The 20484-nt window shown below is 63.8% G+C and carries 15 protein-coding genes; 9 read left to right on the top strand and 6 right to left on the bottom strand.

Features of this window, described 5'->3' with window-relative positions; all coding sequences use genetic code 11:
* Positions 1 to 6: 6 nt before the first annotated feature.
* Entirely contained in the window at positions 7 to 1449 is a 1443-nt protein-coding gene (locus Y88_RS01660) for a sigma-54-dependent transcriptional regulator (protein WP_232280880.1), read from the bottom strand.
* A gap of 130 nt (positions 1450 to 1579) precedes the next feature.
* On the opposite strand from Y88_RS01660, the gene Y88_RS01655 reads away from it, so the two are divergent.
* From Y88_RS01655 to Y88_RS01645, 3 genes are read left to right on the top strand one after another with little or no spacing between them, the layout of a single operon-like run.
* Positions 1580 to 2863 (top strand): polysaccharide biosynthesis/export family protein, encoded by a 1284-nt coding sequence (locus Y88_RS01655; RefSeq protein WP_008065618.1) that lies wholly within the window; start codon positions 1580 to 1582, stop codon positions 2861 to 2863.
* Positions 2860 to 4278, top strand: coding sequence for a GumC family protein (locus tag Y88_RS01650; RefSeq protein ID WP_008065610.1), 1419 nt, complete (start codon positions 2860 to 2862; stop codon positions 4276 to 4278). Before Y88_RS01655 ends, Y88_RS01650 begins: the two co-directional genes overlap by 4 nt.
* Positions 4233 to 5531 carry an O-antigen ligase family protein gene (locus Y88_RS01645; protein WP_008065609.1) on the top strand — a complete coding sequence of 433 codons (1299 nt, stop codon included), beginning with the start codon at positions 4233 to 4235 and terminating at the stop codon, positions 5529 to 5531. The genes Y88_RS01650 and Y88_RS01645 overlap by 46 nt, the downstream gene beginning before the upstream one ends.
* Here the strand turns inward: Y88_RS01645 and Y88_RS01640 are convergent.
* From Y88_RS01640 to Y88_RS01630, 3 genes are read right to left on the bottom strand one after another with little or no spacing between them, the layout of a single operon-like run.
* Complete coding sequence (locus tag Y88_RS01640) at positions 5503 to 6525, bottom strand: glycosyltransferase family 4 protein (protein WP_008065608.1); 1023 nt, start codon at positions 6523 to 6525, stop codon at positions 5503 to 5505. The two genes, Y88_RS01645 and Y88_RS01640, sit on opposite strands and share 29 nt — an antisense overlap.
* On the bottom strand, positions 6522 to 7544 hold the full coding sequence (locus Y88_RS01635) for a glycosyltransferase family 2 protein (protein WP_081458623.1): 1023 nt from the start codon (positions 7542 to 7544) through the stop codon (positions 6522 to 6524). Before Y88_RS01635 ends, Y88_RS01640 begins: the two co-directional genes overlap by 4 nt.
* An 11-nt stretch (positions 7545 to 7555) precedes the next feature.
* On the bottom strand, positions 7556 to 8476 hold the full coding sequence (locus tag Y88_RS01630) for a glycosyltransferase family 2 protein (RefSeq protein WP_008065606.1): 921 nt from the start codon (positions 8474 to 8476) through the stop codon (positions 7556 to 7558).
* A 283-nt stretch (positions 8477 to 8759) separates the two neighbouring features.
* Between Y88_RS01630 and Y88_RS01625 the strand changes: the two genes are divergently transcribed.
* A complete protein-coding gene (locus Y88_RS01625) occupies positions 8760 to 10163 on the top strand; it encodes a WecB/TagA/CpsF family glycosyltransferase (RefSeq protein WP_008065599.1) in 1404 nt (467 codons plus the stop codon).
* 75 nt (positions 10164 to 10238) lie between these two features.
* Positions 10239 to 11627 carry an oligosaccharide flippase family protein gene (locus Y88_RS01620; protein ID WP_232280879.1) on the top strand — a complete coding sequence of 463 codons (1389 nt, stop codon included), beginning with the start codon at positions 10239 to 10241 and terminating at the stop codon, positions 11625 to 11627.
* Here the strand turns inward: Y88_RS01620 and Y88_RS01615 are convergent.
* Positions 11527 to 12789 (bottom strand): NAD(P)/FAD-dependent oxidoreductase, encoded by a 1263-nt coding sequence (locus Y88_RS01615; RefSeq protein ID WP_050805605.1) that lies wholly within the window; start codon positions 12787 to 12789, stop codon positions 11527 to 11529. The two genes, Y88_RS01620 and Y88_RS01615, sit on opposite strands and share 101 nt — an antisense overlap.
* A 330-nt stretch (positions 12790 to 13119) precedes the next feature.
* Between Y88_RS01615 and Y88_RS01610 the strand changes: the two genes are divergently transcribed.
* The gene (locus Y88_RS01610; protein WP_008065587.1) at positions 13120 to 14043 is read left to right on the top strand and encodes a dihydrodipicolinate synthase family protein; all 924 of its coding nucleotides are present in this window, start codon (positions 13120 to 13122) and stop codon (positions 14041 to 14043) included.
* Between the two features lie 11 nt (positions 14044 to 14054).
* The gene (locus tag Y88_RS01605; RefSeq protein ID WP_008065585.1) at positions 14055 to 15053 is read left to right on the top strand and encodes a 4-hydroxyproline epimerase; all 999 of its coding nucleotides are present in this window, start codon (positions 14055 to 14057) and stop codon (positions 15051 to 15053) included.
* A gap of 74 nt (positions 15054 to 15127) precedes the next feature.
* Here the strand turns inward: Y88_RS01605 and Y88_RS01600 are convergent, their stop codons facing one another.
* Positions 15128 to 15775, bottom strand: coding sequence for a GntR family transcriptional regulator (locus Y88_RS01600; RefSeq protein WP_018075266.1), 648 nt, complete (start codon positions 15773 to 15775; stop codon positions 15128 to 15130).
* 497 nt (positions 15776 to 16272) lie between these two features.
* Between Y88_RS01600 and Y88_RS01595 the strand changes: the two genes are divergently transcribed.
* Positions 16273 to 18603, top strand: coding sequence for a TonB-dependent receptor (locus tag Y88_RS01595; RefSeq protein ID WP_232280878.1), 2331 nt, complete (start codon positions 16273 to 16275; stop codon positions 18601 to 18603).
* A 207-nt stretch (positions 18604 to 18810) separates the two neighbouring features.
* A complete protein-coding gene (locus Y88_RS01590; protein ID WP_008065569.1) occupies positions 18811 to 20364 on the top strand; it encodes an aldehyde dehydrogenase (NADP(+)) in 1554 nt (517 codons plus the stop codon).
* The last annotated feature ends 120 nt before the right edge of the window (positions 20365 to 20484 follow it).

Raw genomic sequence — 20484 nt, 5'->3', positions numbered from 1 at the left:
CTGTGCCTATCCCGCTTTCGATGGCGCCTCCCCGTCGGCCTTGCCTTCCCATCGTTCCCGCTTGCGATAGAGCGTGGAGGAATTCACGCCGAGTTTGCGGGCCGCCAGGGGAAGATTGCCGTCGGCATCCTTGATAGCCCGCTCGATCGCCAGCCGTTCGACTTCCTCGAGCGTGAGACCTGCGATGTCGAGCACGGCCCCGTTTTCCCTGACAGACGAGCCGGCGGACGGGTTGGCGAAGGGGTGATCCACCGGAGCGGGACGCCCGTCACGCATGCTCGCGGCCACTTGTCCGTGCGACTGCAAGGGGTAGACCGGCCCGGGATTGAGAACGACCGCGCGTCGCACCGCATTTTGCAGTTCCCGGACATTGCCGGGCCAGTCGTACTTCCGCAAAAAGGCAAGCGCGGCATCGTCGAAGCGTCCCGCGGGCTTCCCCTCTTCCTTCGTAAAACGCCGCAGGAACGCACGCGCGATCATTTCGACGTCGTCCCCCCGTTCGCGCAAGGGCGGAAGATGCAGGGGAATGACCGCCAGACGATAGAACAGGTCTTCGCGGAAGCGGCCTTCGACCACTTCCCGCATCGGGTCCCGGTTGGTGGCGCAAACGACTCTGACATCGACCGGCTGGGGCGTGCTCGCGCCGACCGGCTGGACAAGCCCCGTCTGCAAGAAGCGCAGGAGCTTGACCTGCAACTTGATGTCCATTTCGCAGATTTCGTCGAGGAACAGAGTGCCCCCGTCTGCCGACCGCGCCGCGCCCGCATGATTGTCGATGGCCCCGGTGAAGGCCCCCTTGCGATGGCCGAAGAGTTCCGATTCCAGCAAAGCTTCGGGAATGGCACCGCAATTGACCGCAATGAACGGCTTGTCCCGGCGAGGGCCTGACAAATGGATGGCCTCTGCCGCGACTTCCTTGCCGGTCCCGCTTTCCCCGGTGATGAACACCGTCGCGCGCGATTGCGCCACGCTTTCGATCGAGCGGTAGACCGCCCTCATGCAAGGCGATCCCCCGACGAAACCGTGAAAGGTATCGCGTTCGTTTTCGCGCCGGACCTGTTCCATGCTCCGCGCCAGCGCCATGTGGTCGATGGCATTGCGCACTGTCGTCAACAGGCGGTCGGACTTGATCGGTTTGACCAGAAAGTCATAGGCACCGAGCTTGGTCGCCTGAACCGCGCGGTCGATCGAGCCGTCGGAAGTGACGACGATGACTTTGGTCCGCTCGGTCATTCCGACCATCCCGGAGAGCAGTTCGAGACCATCGCAATCGGGCAGTTGCAAATCGAGAAGCACCGCGTCGAAAGTGCCGCCCGACATGATCAGGCCGCGCATGGCCGCACCGTTGTCGGCGACCTGTACTTCGTATCCGGCATGTTCGAGTTGTCGTGCGTAAACCAGCGCCAGCGATGGTGTATCCTCGACAACCAATATTCGGCCTGAGCCCATGTTCACACCGCTGCTGGACAGAATCCCCGAGAATCCGGGATATCCAAGAGCAGTATCTGCCTACAGAGTTAAAGGTTTGCTAAGTGTAATCCCATAAATACGAAGAAAATTCTTGTGGGTGTCCTGGATTATGAAGACAGTCGATACGCCCTCCGGGTCAAAGCGGGCTTTCTTTTCCTGGCAAAAGAACACGCCCAGGACCGCGACACTGATCGTCAGCATCCTTGCCTCCAGTCTCACCCTCAGCCTTGTCGGCTGCACCACCGGTTCGACTCCACGCAATGTCGCCAATGCACGATGGACGCATGAAGAGGCTCCGACCGTCATTCCCTCCGGACTTAGCGCCGACCGATGCCGTTTCAACGCGCCCCCGCCGCCCGAACTTGCCCCCGACCGCGAAACCCGGCGCGAGGATCTGGGCGGAAACCATCTCCTGATCAGCCCGGGAGATCGCCTGCGTATCATCCTGTCGGGAGATTCGAGCCTGGTCTCGGGCGTCTATGTCGTGGGTTCGGACGGGACCATCGGCTTGCCGGTGGTCGGCTCCATCCCACTCGAAGGTCTCGACGAGGCCAGTGCGCAGCGCGCCGTTCTCGCGACGCTCAGCCGCCAGCGCATTGCCCTGCCCGACGCATCCTTCCTCGACGTTCGCGTGATCGAAAGCACTGGCGTGTCGGTCGGCGTCAGCGGCGCAGTCTTCGATCCCGGCCTTGTCCGCGCCGGAGACCGCCAGGCCGAATCGCGGATCGGGCAAAAGGAAGGCGTGACCTTTGGCGACGCCAATCCGGGGCGTACCGTTTCGTCCGCATTGCGGGCAGCGGGCGGGCTGCGCCCGGATGCCGACGTCCGCAATGTCTATCTGCAACGACAGGGACGCTGGGTGCGGCTCGATTACCTTCCGCTCGCATCCGGGGCGGGCGGAAGCGACATGATCCTGCAATCGGGCGACCGCATCATCGTGCCCAGCACGGGATGTTTCGACACGCGCCTTGCCCGCCCGACTGCCGTCACGCCTCCGGGCATCCGGGTCTTCATGTCCAACCTGACGCGCCCGGCGGCCAGCAATGCGTCCTCGGCGATCGGCAAGGAAACGACCAGCCTGCCCTATGGCACACGCATGTTGCAGGGACTGGTCGGCATGAACTGCGTCGGCGGATCGGCGATCAATTCGCGACGCAGCGCGGTGCTGATCTCGCGCAATCCGATGAACGGGAAAAGCGTCGTGATCCGCCGCGCGATCGAACGCCTCGTGCGCGATGCCGATCGGGACGACTATGATCCCTATCTCATGCCCGGTGACGCCCTCGCCTGTTACGACAGCGCCCTTTCGAACTTTCAGGATGTCGTCTCGCTCGTCGGCTCTGCCGCCGGGGTGGCGACAACGGCCATCGTCGTCAATCAGGCGGTGCGATGACGACCGGCGCCCCCGCAACACCCTCTCCCCGGCGCCTGGTCCGGGCCTGGATCGTGGTTCGCGACGGCCTGCCCAGTTTCGGGCGGTATCGGCGCTATGTGACCTCGATGGCCTTGCCGGTGCTGGCGCTGTGGGTTCTGACCGCCATTTATCTGGTCGCCGCGCCGGTCAGCTATACGAGCAAGATGACGCTGATCCTGCCGGGCAGCGGCGTCGGCGGCAGTATCAACGTCGACCAGATCGGCCAGGCCTCGACCGTGACGTCATCGGCCTTTGCGAGTGCGACGCTCAGCCCGACCGTCAATTACAAGCGCCTGCTGATGACCGACATGACCGTGCGCCATGCCGCGGCCAGGCTCGGGATGAAGCCCTCGGCATTTCCCCAGCCTGACATCAAGCTCACCGACCAGACCAACCTGATCGAGGTATCGGTCAAGGGCCCAACGCCCAAGGCCGCGCACGACCGGCTCGAAGCCCTTCGCGACACCTTTCTCGAAAACCTCGAGCAACTGCGCGCCGACGAAGCGGCCAAGCGCGAGGAAGTGGACCGCTCGGCGATCGCCCGCCTGCAGCAAAAGGCCCATGAAACGCAGCAGCGCCTGCTCGATTTCCAGAGCCACAGCGGGCTTGTGTCCGAGGAACAGTTCCGCAATCGCATTGCCGCGCTCGACGCCCTGAAGGACCGCTACCGCCAGACGATCGCCGAACTTCGCCAGCAAAATGCGCAGACCGGTCGCCTCTCCCAGTCGCTGAACGCCGGGGTCGTCGACGCGCGGGTCGCCATGGTGCTCAAGGCCGACCAGCCGTTCCAGTCGCTGCTGGGACGCTATGCCCAGATCAACACCGGCCTTGCCGAAAAGGCCGCGACGCTGGGCGATCGCCACGGCCTTGTCCGCGAACTGTCCGCGCAGGACCGCGAATTGCGCGATCAGCTGGCCGCACGGGGCTCTGCCCTCACCGGCCTGTCGCGCGACCGCGTGCTGAAGCTCATCGATCTTTCAGTGAGCGACGGTCGCTCGGCGCTGATGCAAAATCTCGTCAGTTTCGACAGCCAGGCGAGCGGCACGCGCGCCGGGGCTGAGGAAATCGCGCGCCAGATCTCCGACCAGACCATGAAGTCCCGGCAACTGGTCGCCGAGGCCTCGCAACTGGCCGATCTCGACCGCGATCTCAAAGTGGCGGACGCCGTGCTGTCGTCGGCGCTTGCCCGGCTCGACACCAACAAGGCCGACCCCTTTGCGTCCTATCCGCTGGTCCAGACGCTCGAAGCCCCGTCCTTGCCCGAGCGCAAGACATCGCCTTCCCCACTCCTTGCCCTGGCCGGGGCCCTGGCAGGTACCGTCTTCATTTTCATAGGGTTCGGCCTCGTATGGATTCGCCAGCCGATCATCCAGATGATCTTGCGGAAGTTCTGATCTCCCGCACGATCCAGTGCACCTGGATCTTCTATGCGGTGGGCGCCCTCTACATGGTCGGCCCCGCGCTCGGGTGGACGCTGGCGGCGATGGCGGCCTGGCGCCTCTATATCGCTCCGGCCCTGCCCGTCGCACAGCGCCCGCAACCGGTGCCGATGGCGGTGAAACTGTGGCTTGGCGGCATGACCGGAATGCTGGTCGTCCTGATCGTCGGGCACAGTCTCAACACGCTGGGCGCGGCCCAGACGATCAAGTCGGCCACCGGCTGGGCCAAAGGCTGGGCGCTGCTCGGCCTCTACCCCTTTGCGGGAGCGGTCCTCGATATTCGGGCATCGGTCATCTATCGCGCGATCTGCCGCCTGGGACTGCAGACGATCTGCCTGATGCCACTCTTCATGATTGCGCCGCTCGCGGGACTGCCGGGGCTTCTCTACGTCTCGCCGCTCAGCGTGCTGGGGGGATCGGGGCCTGAATTCTTTGCCGTGACGCTTTACATCATCGACCCTGAAAACGGCGCGTCACGCTGGCAATTCTATGCACCGTGGGCCCCTGCTGCCGGGATGGTTGCAGTCGTCCACATGATCTGCGCGCTACAGGAACGGCGCCCCGGCTGGAAAGTCGTCGGACTGCTCGCCAACGTCATGATTTCCTATTTCTCGCAATCGCGCATGGCGATCCTTGCGACCGCGATCATCTGGCCGGTTGCCATTCTGGTGGCCCGGCTCAACCGCCCGCGCGTATGGTTCGCACTTGCCCCGATCGTTCTGGCGATCGGCGTGTTCGGCAACACGATCAACGACATGATCGACAAGGCCGTGCAGGATTTTCAGGGCGCGCGAGCCGACTCTTCCCGCGTCCGCGCCGCTCTTGGCCGCATCGCGGTACAGCGGTGGCGGGACGAGGCGCCATGGTTTGGCCACGGCATTGTCGAACGCGGCCCGCACATGGTCGAATTCATGCCCATCGGCAGCCACCACAGCTGGTATGGCCTGCTCTTCGTCAAGGGGCTGCTCGGCGTGATCTGCCTTGCCGTTCCCTTGATCGCATCGACCGCATCGATCGCCTTGCAATCGATGCGGTCGCGCGATGCTCGCACCGCGTTCGCCATGCTGCTGGTTCTCTTGTTCTACAGCTTTGGCGAGAACCTCGAAGTGCTCGGTTATCTGATCTGGCCCGGACTGCTGATCATCGGGATCGGCAGCCAGAGCCGGGATCGGATCTCGTCTATGCCGCCAGCACCTGCGGAAAGCTGACGGCGACGGCCTTCGCCTGTATAAGGTCGAGCCATGCCGCGACCCGTTCGCGACGGACATCGGCCATGGCCGCCCGGTTGCGCGCGCCGACCGCGACAAGATCGGATGCATCGATCCGGGCGATGGCCGCCGCCAGACCTTCGGGCGACGAGCAATCCGCGATCCAGTCAGGCGTGATCATCTGTTCTGGCATCCCGTCGACATCGGCGACCAGAACCGGACGTCCAGCCATCTTGGCTTCGGCAACGACCTGACCGAACGCCTCCCAGCGCGAGGGGACGACCACCACGTCGCACGCGTCGAGGAAAGCCGCGACATCGCCGACCCTGCCGAAGAAGCGAACGTTGGAAAGACCGGCAGCCTGATCGCGCAGGCGATCGTCCCACGGACCGAACCCGCCCAGATCAAGCTCATAATCCTGCGACGGCAACAGCGACATGGCGGCGATGAGGATGTCGAACCCCTTCTGTTCGGCAAAGCGGCCATAAGCGGCAAGACGCAGCGGGCGCCCTTTGCGCGGGGTCGGCAGCGGCAGTTCACGGCAACCCTGGCACCCGCCCCAAGGCTCGATGACGCGCGGGGCCACCGCCAGTCCAAGGAAGTCCTGCAACCAGGCCGCCTGTCCGTGCGAAACCGCAACCAGTTCATCACAACCCTTGCGCCACAGACGCAGCATCGTGCGGAACCGGCTAAGGTTCGGAACATGCAAGGCCGTCCACGCCCGGGTATAGCTGTGTTCGACATGCACGATCCGTGCGCCGGGATTGCGCAGGCGCAGCGATGCCAGAAAAGGCAGGGCATTCCAGCGCGGCGTGAAATGCATGAGGATGAGATCGGCATCGAAACGAGGGGCGATCCGCTGCGCCGGATCGATTTCAACCACCTGGCCGGTCATCACGGCTGCGAGTTCGGGTTCGGCAAAGACCGCAAGCCCGCGCGTCACGCCGCCGAACGAGAGGTCATCGAGAAGATGGACAGTGCGGAGCTTGGTCATGCCGCAACTCCCAGGCCCGTGTAAGGCGCGCGCAGGCGATCGATGATCGCGGTGGGCAGGAAACGGACCGCCAGGGCCCCCAACAGAGTCTGCGTGGTCTTCATCGGTTCGTGCGCGGCAATGCTCGGGCTGCTGCGCAGCGCCTGCCCCAGCAGGGCCAGCGCGAAAGGCCCGTCGCCCAGCTGGACCGCCCGACGCGAGAGATAGCGCAGCTGAAAGGCGCGCGCCTGCGGCAGGTAGCGATCCATGAAGTCCGGCGCATCGGCCGCCAGTCCTTCCATGGCTCGCCACCACGCTTCGTACTGCTGGGGGATGCGTGCCGACAGGCCGCCGCCGATGATGCGGTAATCGACCAGCAAGCCTTCGATCCCCTCGAACATGCAGTCATGCCGCAGCGCCATGCGCAGCCACATCTCGATGTCTTCCGACTGACGAAAGCTTTCGTCGAACCAGCACTGGCGACCAGCGTCCTCAGGATGGGCGAACCTGACGCGATCGAGTGCAGTGCGACGGATCACCGGGGCCGACCCGTTGCCGACCGGATTGCGCAGGAGAATGTCGGCGGGCGAGACCTGCGTCAGCTTGGGCCGCATGGCGACGCGCAGCGGATTGCCCTGCGCATCGATCAGCCGCGATCCCGAATAGCTGACATCGACGCGCGGATTGGCGTTGAGATGGATGACATGCATCATCAGCTTGGACGGAACCCAGCGATCGTCGGAATCGAGCAGAGCAACCAGATGACCGCGCGAAGCGGCAATGCCGGTGTTGCGTGCCCCTGCCAGCCCGCGATTGGCCTGCGTCACGATGCGGATGCGGGGATCGGAATAAGCACGGCAGATTTCCATGCTGCGATCGTTGCCGCCATCATCGACGATGATCAGCTCAAAGTCGCTGAACTGCTGGGCAAGGACGGAATCGATCGCTTCGCCGACATAGGCCTCGACATTGTAGACCGGCATGACGACGGAAACGATGGGTGACGGGGCGGCGATTTGCGTGAGGGAAGACGGGAACATGGCAAGACCTCTCAAGCGAAGATACGGGTGCGAACGACGGGGGGAAGCATGGGGGCGAGCAAGGCGCCGAGCGCCGTGCACAGTCCGCGACGGGGATCCGACAGGAACGCGCCGGCATCGAGATGCAGACCGCGCAGCGTGTATTTCAGAGCCTGTCCGGCGGCATTCGACAGGCGCAGCGCGCGGCGGGCCAGATAGCGACAATAGACCGCCTCGCACTGACGGGTGACTTCCGAAGAGGCATAGTCGCCCGCAAAGGCGCGCCAGCCGTCGTACATCTTTTCCAGATCGGACGAGAGCCCGCCGTCATTGGTGCGATAGGCAACGAGTTCTTCGTCGATGCCCATGATCCGCGCGCCGTTGAACACCATCCGCGCCAGCCATTCCTGATCCTCGGAATGGGTGAGGCTTTCGCGGAACGGACCGAAGCGGCGAAAGCTGTCCGCCCGCACGACCGCGTTCGACATCGTGCAGACCGGATTTTCACGCAGGACCTGCACGATTGACAAGAGCCCCTGCGGCACGCTCGAACGGGTCAGCGGCTCGTGGCCATCCTTGGCCATGAAAGCGATCTGCGCGAACGAAGCGTCGAGTTCCGGGCGAGCGGCATGGAGCGCATGGTGCGCCGCAAGCTTGCCCGGATGCCACCAGTCGTCAGCGTCGAGGAAGGCGATCAGGCGCCCTTTCGCAAAGGCAACGGCGCGATTGCGGGTCGCTGCCGCCCCTGCGTTGCGCTGGGACACGACCAGGATGCGGTCGTCGTTGTGGGCCAAGGCCTGGGCAAGGCCGAGAGTCTTGTCCGACGAACCGTCGTCGACCAGCAGGATCTCGACATCAGTGAAAGTCTGGGCCTGCACGCTGCGCACGCTGCGGATCAGCGTCATTTCGCAGTTGTAGCAGGGGATCACGACGGAAAAGGCGGGAGCGTACATGGTAAGCGGTCCTTGACGGAATGCCTTCCGACCAATTCAGGCCGGGTTGCCACACTCCCATCAAGTTCCGTGCCAACTACGTATTTCCGCCAATAATGCCGTTTACGTCTATTTCGCATTCCGCAAAATCACCTGCGTTCTGCAAAATCTTTTGCGTATCGCGCATGACTGGTTTTCATTCATACTTAATGAATGTTTAAAATCATTATTATTCATCACCACAAAGTTAATGGCACGGTCATTGCTACTCCTCGGTCACAACCATTTCTGTCGAGGCAGCACCATGTACATCGACCATACCGAAAACCTGAGCCGCACTTACAACGCTCGCCACGCATGTCTCCAAACGACCCGCCTGTTCGGCTTCAACCTCGTCCGCTCGACCCGTCCGAACATGGCCGACCTGCTGGTCAACGCAGCCCGCGACGGGCAGCGTCTTCATGTCAATTTCCTCAACGCCCATTGCGTGAACCTGGCCGCCAACGACGACCATTATCGCGCGATCCTCCAGGATTCGGACATGCTGCTGCCCGACGGCTCGGGCCTCGCGCTTGCCGCCCGCATGGCGCGCCAGCCGATGGGCGACAACCTGAACGGAACGGACCTGTTTCCCGATTTGTGCGAACGCGCATCGGTTCTGGGCGTGTCGATCTATCTGATCGGCGGACAGCCTGGCATTGCCGAAGCCGCCGCCCGCACGATGCAGGCGAAGTACCCCGCCTTGCGCATCGCCGGATACCGTGACGGCTTTTTCTCTCCCGACCAGACCGACGCGGTCGTCGATGCCATCAACGCCTCGGGCGCAGGCATGGTTTTCGTCGGCATGGGCGTCCCGCTTCAGGAAAAGTGGATCGCCCGCAATTCAGCCCGGCTCCACGCCCCGGTCCTGCTGGGTGTCGGCGGATTGTTCGATTACTATTCGGGCCGCATTCCCCGCGCCCCGATGGCGTTCCGCGCCGTCGGCTGCGAATGGGTGTGGCGCCTGATGATGGAACCGCGCCGCCTCGCCCGTCGCTACATTCTGGGCAACCTGCTGTTCATGGCCCGCGCGTGGTTCTATGCCGCATCGAACCATGGCGGGGGCTGGTCGACCAGCTCGCGCAAGCGGCTGCTGGACCTGTTCGGCGGTATTGCCGCGCTCATGCTGCTGCTGCCGCTGATGCTCTTTGTCGCCATTGCCATCGCCATCGAGACGCGCGGTCCGATCCTGTTCCGCCAGATCCGCATCGGCGAAAACGGCCGCCCCTTCGTCATGTGGAAATTCCGCAGCATGGTGGTCGATGCCCATGCGCGGCGCAGCGAGATCGCGGCTCTCAACGAACGCGATTCGATCTGCTTCAAAATCCGGCGCGACCCCCGCGTCACCCGCGTCGGCGCCTTCATCCGCCGCACGTCGATCGATGAACTGCCGCAGATCATCAACGTGCTCCGGGGCGAAATGTCGATCGTCGGCCCGCGTCCGGCCCTGCCCGAGGAAGTGCTCGCCTATCAGGGGCAGGCATGGAAGCGGCTCCACGGAAAGCCCGGCCTGACCTGCATCTGGCAGACCTCCGGCCGCGCCGAAATCCGCTTCGAGGAACAGGTCGAAATGGATCTCCACTATCTCCGCAACAGCTCCATCGCCCAGGATCTCGCCCTGATTGGACGGACCATCCCCGCCGTGATGAAAGCCAAGGGGGCTTATTGATCCCCCGAGGCCCGATGACCTTCCCGCATCGGGCCTGCCCCTCCTCCCGCCCCGCTGCCCCAGGAGTTCCCCCTCATGCTGCCCCGCCCGTTCCGTTCCGCTTCGTTCAGACCTGGCCCGCAGATGAAGCAACTGGCGCGGGGAATGGCCGCCTATGGCAGCGCCGAGATGGCCGGTCGGGTCATCCGGTTGGCAACCACCATCGTCATTGCCCGCCATCTCACCCCGACCATCGTCGGCGAGGCAGCTCTCGCCCTCACCGTCTTCGAACTGGTCCGCGTGCTCGAACGGGTCGGCACCGGCCAGCAGATCGTCATTGCCGAAGAGCGGGACCTCCCTTCCGTCTGCCACACCGTCCGTCAGGTCTACTGGGTCTGGACCCTGCTCCTCATGGTGCTGCAGGCCGGGATCGCCTTCGTTCTCGCTCACTATTTCGGCCATGGTGTCGCGGGAACGATGCTTGCGGCGCTGTGCCCGGTCTTCCTGTTCATGGCCGGTGGGCACGTCTCCTATTTCCTCGCCATGCGGGCGGGTAAAGTCGGCGCACTGGCGCGGGTGAACGCCGTCCAGACGATCTCGGACCAGCTCTTGACCATGGTCCTGATGCTGCTTTTTCCGGGGCCCTGGGCCATCGTCCTGCCCAAGGTTCTGGTTGCCCCGATCTGGCTCATCGCCTCGCTTCGCGCTCATCCCTATCACGCCGAACCGGGCGTGCGCGGCATGCCCTTGCGGCAGATCCTGGGATCGAGCGGCTCGATCCTGGCGGCCGATGTCCTGAGCGCCCTGCGCACGCAGGGGGACAACCTGATCGTCGCCACCATGCTTGGGACCACCATGCTCGGAACTTATTACTTCGCGTTCAATGCGGGGCTCGGCATCGTTTCCTCACTGGTCGGCGCCTTCGGCTCGGTCGCCTTTCCGATGCTGGCGCGCTCGGAAACCTTCGACGCGCGTCGCGCGGCTCTGGGCAAGCTCGGCATCGGCGCCGCTGCGATCTTCGGCCCGCTGGTGCTGATCCAGTCACTTGCCGCGCCCTATTACGTGCCGATCATCTTCGGCGCGCGGTGGACCGAGGCTGCCAGCCTGGTCTCGGTAATGTGCCTGGGCGGCCTTACGCTCGCAGCCAACCAGCTCGTTTCGGCGTGGCTGCGAGCGAACGGACAGATGGCAAAGGACGCAGCCAACAGCCTGCTCAACTGTGCGGCAACTCTCGGCGGCCTGACCTGCGGTGCGCTTTTCGGCAACCTCATGATGGCGGCGGCTGGCCTTGTCGGCGGCAGCTTCCTTGCCACCGCATGGATTCTCGCCCGCCACGCGCTACCTCTGATCGCCCGCCGCACCGGGCCTCCCCCGGCCCCGGCGATCAGCTCGTGCCCGACCTTTCAAAGCGCGCCAGATCGAAAGGCGACAGATCCAGCGATGGCCGCGTTCCCCGCACAAGATCCCGCACCAGCCCGGCCGTGACAGGGCCGAGCGTCAGGCCGAGATGCTGATGACCGAACGCATAGACGAGATTGGGCGCACGACGGCTCCGGCCGATCGCGGGCAAATAGTCGGGCAATGTCGGACGCGCGCCCATCCACTCGCGGTGATCGCGATCGAAGGGCAGGTTCAGCTCGGCGACATGGCGGCGCAAGGCATCCCAGCGGGAACGATCGGCAGGCCGCTCGACCGGCGCCAGTTCCAGAAAGCTCGACGCCCGCACCCCATCGGCAAAGCGCGTGACGATCATCGAGCGATCCTCGAATACCACCGGTGGCAGATGCTCCGGCCAGTGCGCCCCCGCCCCATGCAGATGATAGCCGCGCTCGGGCACCATCGGCACGACATGCCCCAGCCGCTCGGCCAAAGCGCGCGAGAAGATCCCGGCAGCCAGCACGACCGTGTCGAACGGCGCCTCGCCGAGGACCCGGACTTGCCCATCCCCGCCTCGCGCCAGCTCGACCGCACGCGGGCACCATGAGCCGCCCGCCGCATCGATGGCCGTGCGCAAGCCTTGGCGCAGGCGGGCATGACTGGAAATGCGGGCCGTGCCGAGACAACGGACCGCCCCGGCCAGACGGCTTCCTGTCAACGCGGTCAACGCGCGCAATTCGTCTTCGTCGGCAGGGCGATAGGCCGCTGTCGGCAGATCGGTGCTGCACGCCGCCCGCATCCCTCGTTCTGCAGTCCGGGCACTTTCCCAGACGATGAAATGCCCTTCGGCCCTGATCAGGTCGGGCTGGCCCAATCGTTGGGCCAACCGCTGCCACGCAGGCAGAGCATCCCCCATCAAGGTCGAGAGCGCCGCCTTGCCATGCGCAAAACGACGCGGAGAGGCCGCCCGGACAAGGCTCAGCCCGAACGGAAGCCATGTCCGCATCTCGGTCGGCGGCAAGGCCAGTGCGCCATTGCGCCCCCACAGGCGTGAAGGAAGCTCCGCCAGCGTTGCAAGCGAGGCCAGAGGCTCGACCTGCTCGACCGCGATGTGCCCGGCATTGCCCCACGACGCGGCGCAGCCCAGTACATCGGGATCGAAAACCGTGACGTCGCAACCCGCGTCGAGCAGCGCGAGCGCGATCGAACTGCCCAGAATGCCACCGCCGACAACCGCAACCCTGCCCCCGGCAGGCCGAACCTTGTCCATGCTTCACCGCACATGCTGAAAACGGGATTTCCCGAAGGACAGGAAACAACGCCCCCGGGCCGCGATCGCCGTTGGCACACCGCAGTGCCCCCGTGCATGGCGATGGCGGCATTCAGTGTCAAATATATTATATTATCTACCTGTGAGCACCCAAAGACTATCACTCCAGCCGCACCCCAGACTCTTCCGCCCCGTGCCCGGTGGCCGCATATCCTCTCACCGCCCCCACGATACCTATGGAAAGGCGCAATCCCGCCCTTGATCACAATCCCCCTTGCCTTCCCCAAAAGATCGTATACCAAAAATGCACGATCCAAGGAGACGATTCCGATGACTGCTTCCAAGACGCTGTGGAAGGGCGTCTATCCCGCCGCAACGACCCAATTCGCGACCGACCTGTCGATCGATTACGAAGCCACCCAGAAAGTCCAGTCGGCGCTGGTGGACGATGGCGTGAACGGCCTCATCCTGCTCGGCACCTGCGGCGAGAACAACTCGCTCGAAGCCGATGAAAAGCGCAAGGTTCTGGCCGCCGGCGTCGAAGCGGTGAACGGCCGCGTTCCGCTCGTTGCGGGCGTGTCCGAATTCACGACTGCACGCGCTATCGACTATGCCCGCGACGCCGAAAAGATCGGGGTCGACGCGCTGATGCTGCTGCCCGCAATGGTCTATGTGCCCAAGGCCGAGGAATTGCAGGCCCACTTCCGCGCCGTCGCCGAAGCAACCTCGCTGCCGATCATGCTCTACAACAATCCGCCCGCCTATCGCGTGAATGTGGACTTCGCGACGCTCGAGGCCATTCGCGACGTACCCAACATCGTCGCGATCAAGGAAAGCGCGCCCGACACCCGCCGCATCACCGACGTCATCAACCGCTTCGGCGATCGCTATACGGTCATGGCCGGTTTGGACGACGTGGCGCTCGAAGGCCTTCTGCTCGGCGCCTCGGGGTGGGTCTCGGGCCTGACCAGCGCGTTCCCCGAGGAATCGGTGCGTCTCGTCGCAGCGCTCGACGAAGGCAATCTCGAGGAAGCTCTGGCGATCTATCGCTGGTTCATGCCCCTCTTGCACCTCGACGCCGAACACGACCTCGTCCAGTCGATCAAGCTGGCCGAAGCGATCATGGGACGCGGCAGCGAACGCGTCCGCATGCCGCGCATGCCGCTCTCCGGCGAGCGCCGCAAGGAAGTGACCGCGTGGGTCGAGCAGTGCGCGGCAACGCGTCCTTGCGCCAAGACGCCCGTGGCAGCCTGACGGCCCCCGCGATGCGCCATCACTTCTTTTGCGTCGATGGCCACACGGCCGGTAACCCCGTTCGCCTCGTGGCGGGCGGGGCACCCCTGCTGAAAGGGGCCAGCATGATCGAGCGGCGCCAGGACTTCCTGGAACGCTTCGACTGGATCCGGACCGGACTGTGCTTCGAACCGCGCGGTCACGACATGATGTCGGGCGGTTTCCTCTACCCGCCGACCCGCGACGACACCGATTGCGGCATCCTGTTCATCGAAACCTCGGGCTGCCTGCCCATGTGCGGGCACGGCACCATTGGGCTGGTGACCTTCGGCCTCGAACACGGGCTGATCACGCCGCGCGAACCGGGCTTCCTCCGCATCGAAGTCCCCGCGGGCACTATCGAGATCGCCTATGGTACAGAAGGCGATCGCGTGCGCTGGGTCCGCATCCGCAATGTCCCCGCCTATGTCGCCGCGACCGACATCGCCATCGACGTGCCCGGCTTTGGCCCCCTTACCGTCGACGTTGCCTATGGCGGCAATTTCTACGCGATCATAGAACCCCAGGGGCCCTACACCGGGCTCGACGATCTGGGCGCGTCCCGCATTGTCGAACTGAGCCGGACGATCCGCGAAATCATGCAGACCCGGATCACACCGGTGCACCCGCTCGACAACCGAATCAAGGGCGTCACGCACGTCCTGTGGGCGGACAAGCCCAAAGGCGAAGGGGCCGACGGACGCAATGCGGTGTTCTATGGCGAACGCGCCATCGACCGCAGCCCTTGCGGCACAGGCACCTCGGCCCGCATGGCCCACCTCGTCCACAAGGGCGTGCTCAAGCCGGGCGATCGCTTTGTCCATGAAAGCTATATCGGCAGCCGTTTCATCGGCAAAGTCGAGGAACTGGTCGATCTCGATGGCACCCCCGCGATCCTGCCCTCGATCGAGGGCTCTGCGGTCGCGACCGGCTTCAACACCATCTGGATCGATCGCAACGACCCGTTCTGGGCCGGTTTCTCGGTGACCTGAACACCGGCCACGCCCCGATACGCATCGACACTTCAAAAAGGGGCGACACCATCGAGTGCCGCCCCTTTTTCCGTTCAGTCGATTTCGAGCTGTCGGCGCAAATCGGTCAAGGTCCCGATGATGTGCGCCTTCGTCAGTTCCTCCGCCCGCTTGCCGTTACGGGCAAGCCACGCCTTCAGCAGCACCGTGTGTTCAAGATGGGCACGGTCCCCGCGCCCTGCCGGTTCAAGATGCTTGTAGATATAGCGTTCCGCCATGATCTGCAGCCGCTCGATCATCTGCATCGTCAATTCCCGCCGACAGGGCCGCGTCAGCGCCAGATGGAATTCGCGATTGCGTGCAGCCACCAGTTCGAGGTGGTCGTTGGCCGCATCGTCGAGCGCCTCGAGCGCGGCGATCGCATGGGCCCGCTCTTCGTCATTGGCCGCAAGAGCCGCCATACCGACCGCAGTGGGCTCGAGCGCAAGACGCAGATCGTAGATCTCCTCGGCTTCATTGGCCGTCATCGGCCGAACGAAATACCCCCGGTTGGGATGGGAAATCAGCAGGCTCTCCTGCTCCAGTCGAGCAAGAGCCTCACGCAAGGGAATCTTGCTCACCCCCAGCTCGGATGCAAGCGCATCCTGCCGAATGGATTGCCCGCCTGTCAGTTCGCCCGAAACGATCTTTTCCCGGACGATGTTGAAAATCTGCTCGGACAGCGTGCGGACAACGAGACTCATTGCGAAATTGAACTCCCCCAAAGGTTTGCGAGCGACATTCAGGCGCGGCGCGCCCGCCACCTCGTCTAACTTTTATAGATGATATACGTTTTTAGGTTGCCATGCGCAACCTGCCTCCCAGGCAGCCGTCGACCGCCCCCGAAACCGCCGAAAACCGCCCGCATGACGCTCGATCGGATGTGATACGTGCCATTTCGTTGCGTAATATGGTGTATCCTATTTAGCGTGAATTTTTCGACACAAGCCCGCAAAACCCCTCACTCGACCCTCGCGGTATCAATATTTATCTTTATATTTCAATATTATAAGTCGTACTTAAGGAGGCCAAGAGATCATGTAATACAGCCGTCATTTAGGATACGATCCATATGGTCAACGTGCCCCATTTCCCGTACGATCACGAAAGCGACAAAGGGAGTCGCTGGCAAAATGAGGGGTAATCGATGGTCCGGATGAAGCGGACAAGCAGACAAACTTCCTACGCCGTCCTTGCGGCGTTGAGCTTGCTTCCCACCGTAGCAGCAGCCGAAACGGCAGCAGCTCCAGCAGCGGACCCGGCACAGGCGAGCCAGGCTCCGGCACCAGACGAAGGCGGCGTGACGATCACCGTGCTCGGCAAGAAAGCCGTTCACGCCACCAAGGTTCCCATCGGCCGTCCCCTGATCGACGACTTGCCCGCGGGTGCCAACCCGATGGCCGCGATCGCGATCTCTCCGGGCGTCAATTTCCAGTCGACCGACCCCCAGGGCATCAGCACCTGGAGCAACCAGATCTTCATCCATGGTTTCGATCAGCGCGCTGTCGGCATGACGCTGGACGAAATGCCGCTGGGTGAAATGACCTACCGCAACTACAATGGGCTCAGCCCGATGCAGGCACTGACGTCCGAAAACGTCGCCGGTGTCGACATGTTCCAGTCTGCGGGCGCGGAATCCGTCGCTGCAACGAACAACCTGGGCGGTGCACTCGCCTACACCAGCGTCGATCCGAGCCACCAGATGGGCGCCAGCGTCACCCAGGGCTTCGGCAGCTATTCGAACTTCCACACGTTCGTGCGGCTCGAAAGCGGCGACCTGAACGATACCGGCACGCGCTTCTACGTGTCCTACATGCGCAACACGCAGGACAAGTGGAAGGGCTACGGCGGCTCGTTCTATCAGCAGGTGAACGCCAAGCTGGTCCAGCCGATCGGTTCGGACAGCTCGCTGACCGCCTACTTCAACTGGAGCGACCTTCACGAGCTCGTCTATCAGGACATGTCGCCTGATATTCTCAACACGCTCGGCAAGAACGTCGACTACTACTACGACGGCAAGGCAAGCGGCTATATCGCCGGCTACAACGCCGCTCAGGGCAGCTATCCTGCCGGTTTCAGCAACCTTCAGGATCCGCTGGACGCCTCGTACTATGACGGTGCGTCGAACCAGAGCGACCTGATGGGCTACCTCAAGGCCGACATCGCGGTGACCGACCGCCTGCGCTGGGTCACGACCGCTTACGGTCACGGCGAAGAATCGCAGACGACCTGGACCTCGCCCTATTTCGGCTCGCCCAACGGTTCGCCGCTCAGCGAACTGGTGAAGGAACCCTCGATCCGTCGCTTTGGCGTGGTGTCGCGCATCACTTATGATGTCGCGCGCAACCACATCGGTCTCGGCGTCTGGTACGAAAACAACTATTATCGTTCGCCGATGAACGCCTATTCGCTGCCGACGGTCGTCGATGGCGTCATTCAGGGCGGTGTTCTCAATCCTCTGGATCAGTTCACCAATCCGTTCGCGCAGATCTTTAACCAGACCTACAAGACGAACACCTTCACCGCCTTCGTCCAGGACGACTACAAGCCGTTCAACAACCTGACGCTGCACTTCGGCTTCAAGTCGATCCTCAGCACCACCAGCGTCGGCGACGGCTACCTGAACACGAGCTATTACGGAAACATCGGGAACATCACCAGCGGCGTCAGCCTGACCACCGCCAAGGCATTCCTGCCGCACATCGGCATCGACTGGACGTTCGCGCATCACCACGAACTCTTCGTCGACATCTCCGAAAACGCCCGCACTTATGCCCAGTCGGGCTTCAAGCTGTCCTCTTCGCCGTTTGCAGTGACGCAGGCCGCGTTCGACCAGATGAAGGGCTCGATCAAGCCCGAAACCGACTGGACCTATGCGATCGGCTATCGTTACGGCGACAAGGTGCTCGACGCCTCGCTCTATGCCTACCGGACGAACTTCTCGAACCGGTTGCAGCAGATCACGTCGGGTTCGGCAATCAACCCGGTCTCGACCGTCGCCAACGTCGGCGGCGTGACCATGAACGGCGTCGAAGCGCTGCTGACCGTCCGTCCGGTCACGGGCCTCTCGGTCACGAACAGCATCAGCTACAACCACGGCGTCTATGACAACGACATCGTGGACAGCAACGGCGTTCACCCGATCAAGGGCAAGCAGATCGTCAACTACCCGCGCCTGATGTACAAGGCGCGCGTCGGTTATGACATCAAGCGTGTCAGCTTCTACGTCGATGAAAACTACACCGGCTGGCGCAACTACGACTACCAGGGCGAATATCGCGTCCCGGGTTACTGGATGACCAACATCGGCATTCAGTGGCACGTCCACAAGCCGTCGGACGGCGAAAACCTGGCCCACGCAATCAAGGGCCTGACGCTCTCGTTCAACCTGAACAACGTCACCAACAAGACCTACATCGCAACGATGGGCGAAACCGGAAACCCGATGAACGGGGCTTCGGCCTATACCTATCAGTCGATGATCCTGGGCATGCCGCGCTCGGCCTTCGGGACGATCAAGGCAGACTTCTGAGGAACCCCTTCCTCCAGGAACAGACCTGACAACGACGATCCCCGGTCGCCCACGCGGCCGGGGATCGTTCTGTCAGGTTGAGACAAAACACCACTATCCGGCTTGGCGAAGTTCCCCACGGGCAAGCGCCCCGCCCTGCGATCCTGTATCACGCCGGTCACGCTTGTGACGCATGGCACCCAAGACATCTTCCAAGGAGGCACGAATATGGACGGCTCATATCTGATCGGCGGACAGCGCAGGACATCCGCGCAGACCTTTCAGGGGATCGAGGCCGCCACGGGCCAGGCCTTGCCCGGCGATTTCGCAGTCACCACGCCCGAGGATCTCGCGCTGGCATGCACCCTGGCGGAACAGGCCTTCGACCATTTCCGCGAAACCGCGCCCGAAACGCGTGCGACCTTTCTGGAAACCATCGCCACCGCGCTCGAAAAGCGCAGCGAGGCGATCGTTGCCCGCGCCATGCTGGAAAGCGGCCTGCCCCAAGGCCGCCTGAACGGCGAACTGGGACGGACGACCGGCCAGTTGCGGCTGTTCGCCAGCGTCGTGCGCGAAGGCGACTGGGCCGGCGTCGTGATCGACAAGGCCCTGCCCGAACGCGCGCCACTGCCCCGCCCCGACTTGCGCAGCCGCCAGATCCCCGTGGGCCCGGTCGCCGTCTTCGGCGCGTCCAACTTCCCCCTGGCTTTCAGCGTGGCGGGCGGCGACACCGCTTCGGCCCTTGCCGCCGGATGCCCCGTCGTGGTCAAGGCACACCCCGCCCACCCCGGCACATCGCTTCTGGTCGGGCAAGCCATTGCCGAAGCCGTCGAGCAATGCAGCCTTCCCTCCGGCACGTTCAGCCTCATTCAGGAACCGGGTTACGCGATGGGCTCCGCGCTGGTCGCACACCCCGCGATCAAGGCCGTGGGCTTCACCGGCTCGCGCAGCGGCGGCCTTGCCCTGATGGCGGTGGCCGCAGCCCGCGCCGAACCCATCCCCGTCTATGCGGAAATGAGCAGCATCAACCCCGTCGTGCTGCTGCCTGCCGCCCTTGCCGCACGGGCGCCGGAACTGGGTCGCGCCTATGTGGCATCGCTCAGCCTCTTTGCCGGGCAATTCTGCACCAATCCCGGCATCCTGATCGCCCAGACCGGCCCCGACCTCGACCGCTTCCTCGCGGCTGCCTGTGAAGCATTGAACGCCGTACCCCCGCAAGTCATGCTCACCCCCGGCATCGCCAGCGCCTATGACCGCGGCATCGCCTCGCTGACCGAGAACGAAGGCGTGCAAGTGCTGGCCGCCGGAGCCGACGGCACGGCCACATGCGGAGGCGCACGCCTGCTCGTCACCGACGGCAACGACTTCCTTGCCGACCCGTCGCTCACCCACGAAGTCTTCGGCCCTTCGTCCCTGATCGTGCGCGTCCGCGACACTGCCCAGATCGCGCAGATCCTCGAAAGCCTGCAGGGCCAGCTCACCGCCACCCTGCATCTCGACGAGGCCGACTACCCGCTGGCAGCCAGCCTCCTGCCGATTCTGGAACGAAAGGCCGGTCGCATCCTCGCCAACGGCTGGCCCACCGGCGTCGAAGTCAGCCGCTCGATGGTCCACGGCGGCCCCTTCCCCGCCACCAGCGACCCGCGCACCACTTCCGTCGGCGCCATGGCCATCCACCGCTTCCTGCGCCCCGTCTGCTACCAGGCCATCCCCGACGCCATCCTCCCGCCCGCCCTCAAGGCCTCAAACCCCCAAAACCTCCCCCGCCGCGAATTCGACTGACCCCAATGCCCCGAAGCTCCCCCGGCTTCGGGGCCACACACGCACAAGCACCACCGCGCCGCTCGAACAATGGCGGCGAATGACGTGATGGAAAGTGTCGGAAAAACAGAGCGGTGGAGC

The sequence above is a fragment of the Novosphingobium nitrogenifigens DSM 19370 genome, from assembly GCF_000192575.1.
Taxonomy (GTDB): Bacteria; Pseudomonadota; Alphaproteobacteria; order Sphingomonadales; family Sphingomonadaceae; genus Novosphingobium; species Novosphingobium nitrogenifigens.
The sequence above is the reverse complement of the archived record's forward strand: the minus strand, read 5'-3'. Positions and strand labels throughout refer to the sequence as shown.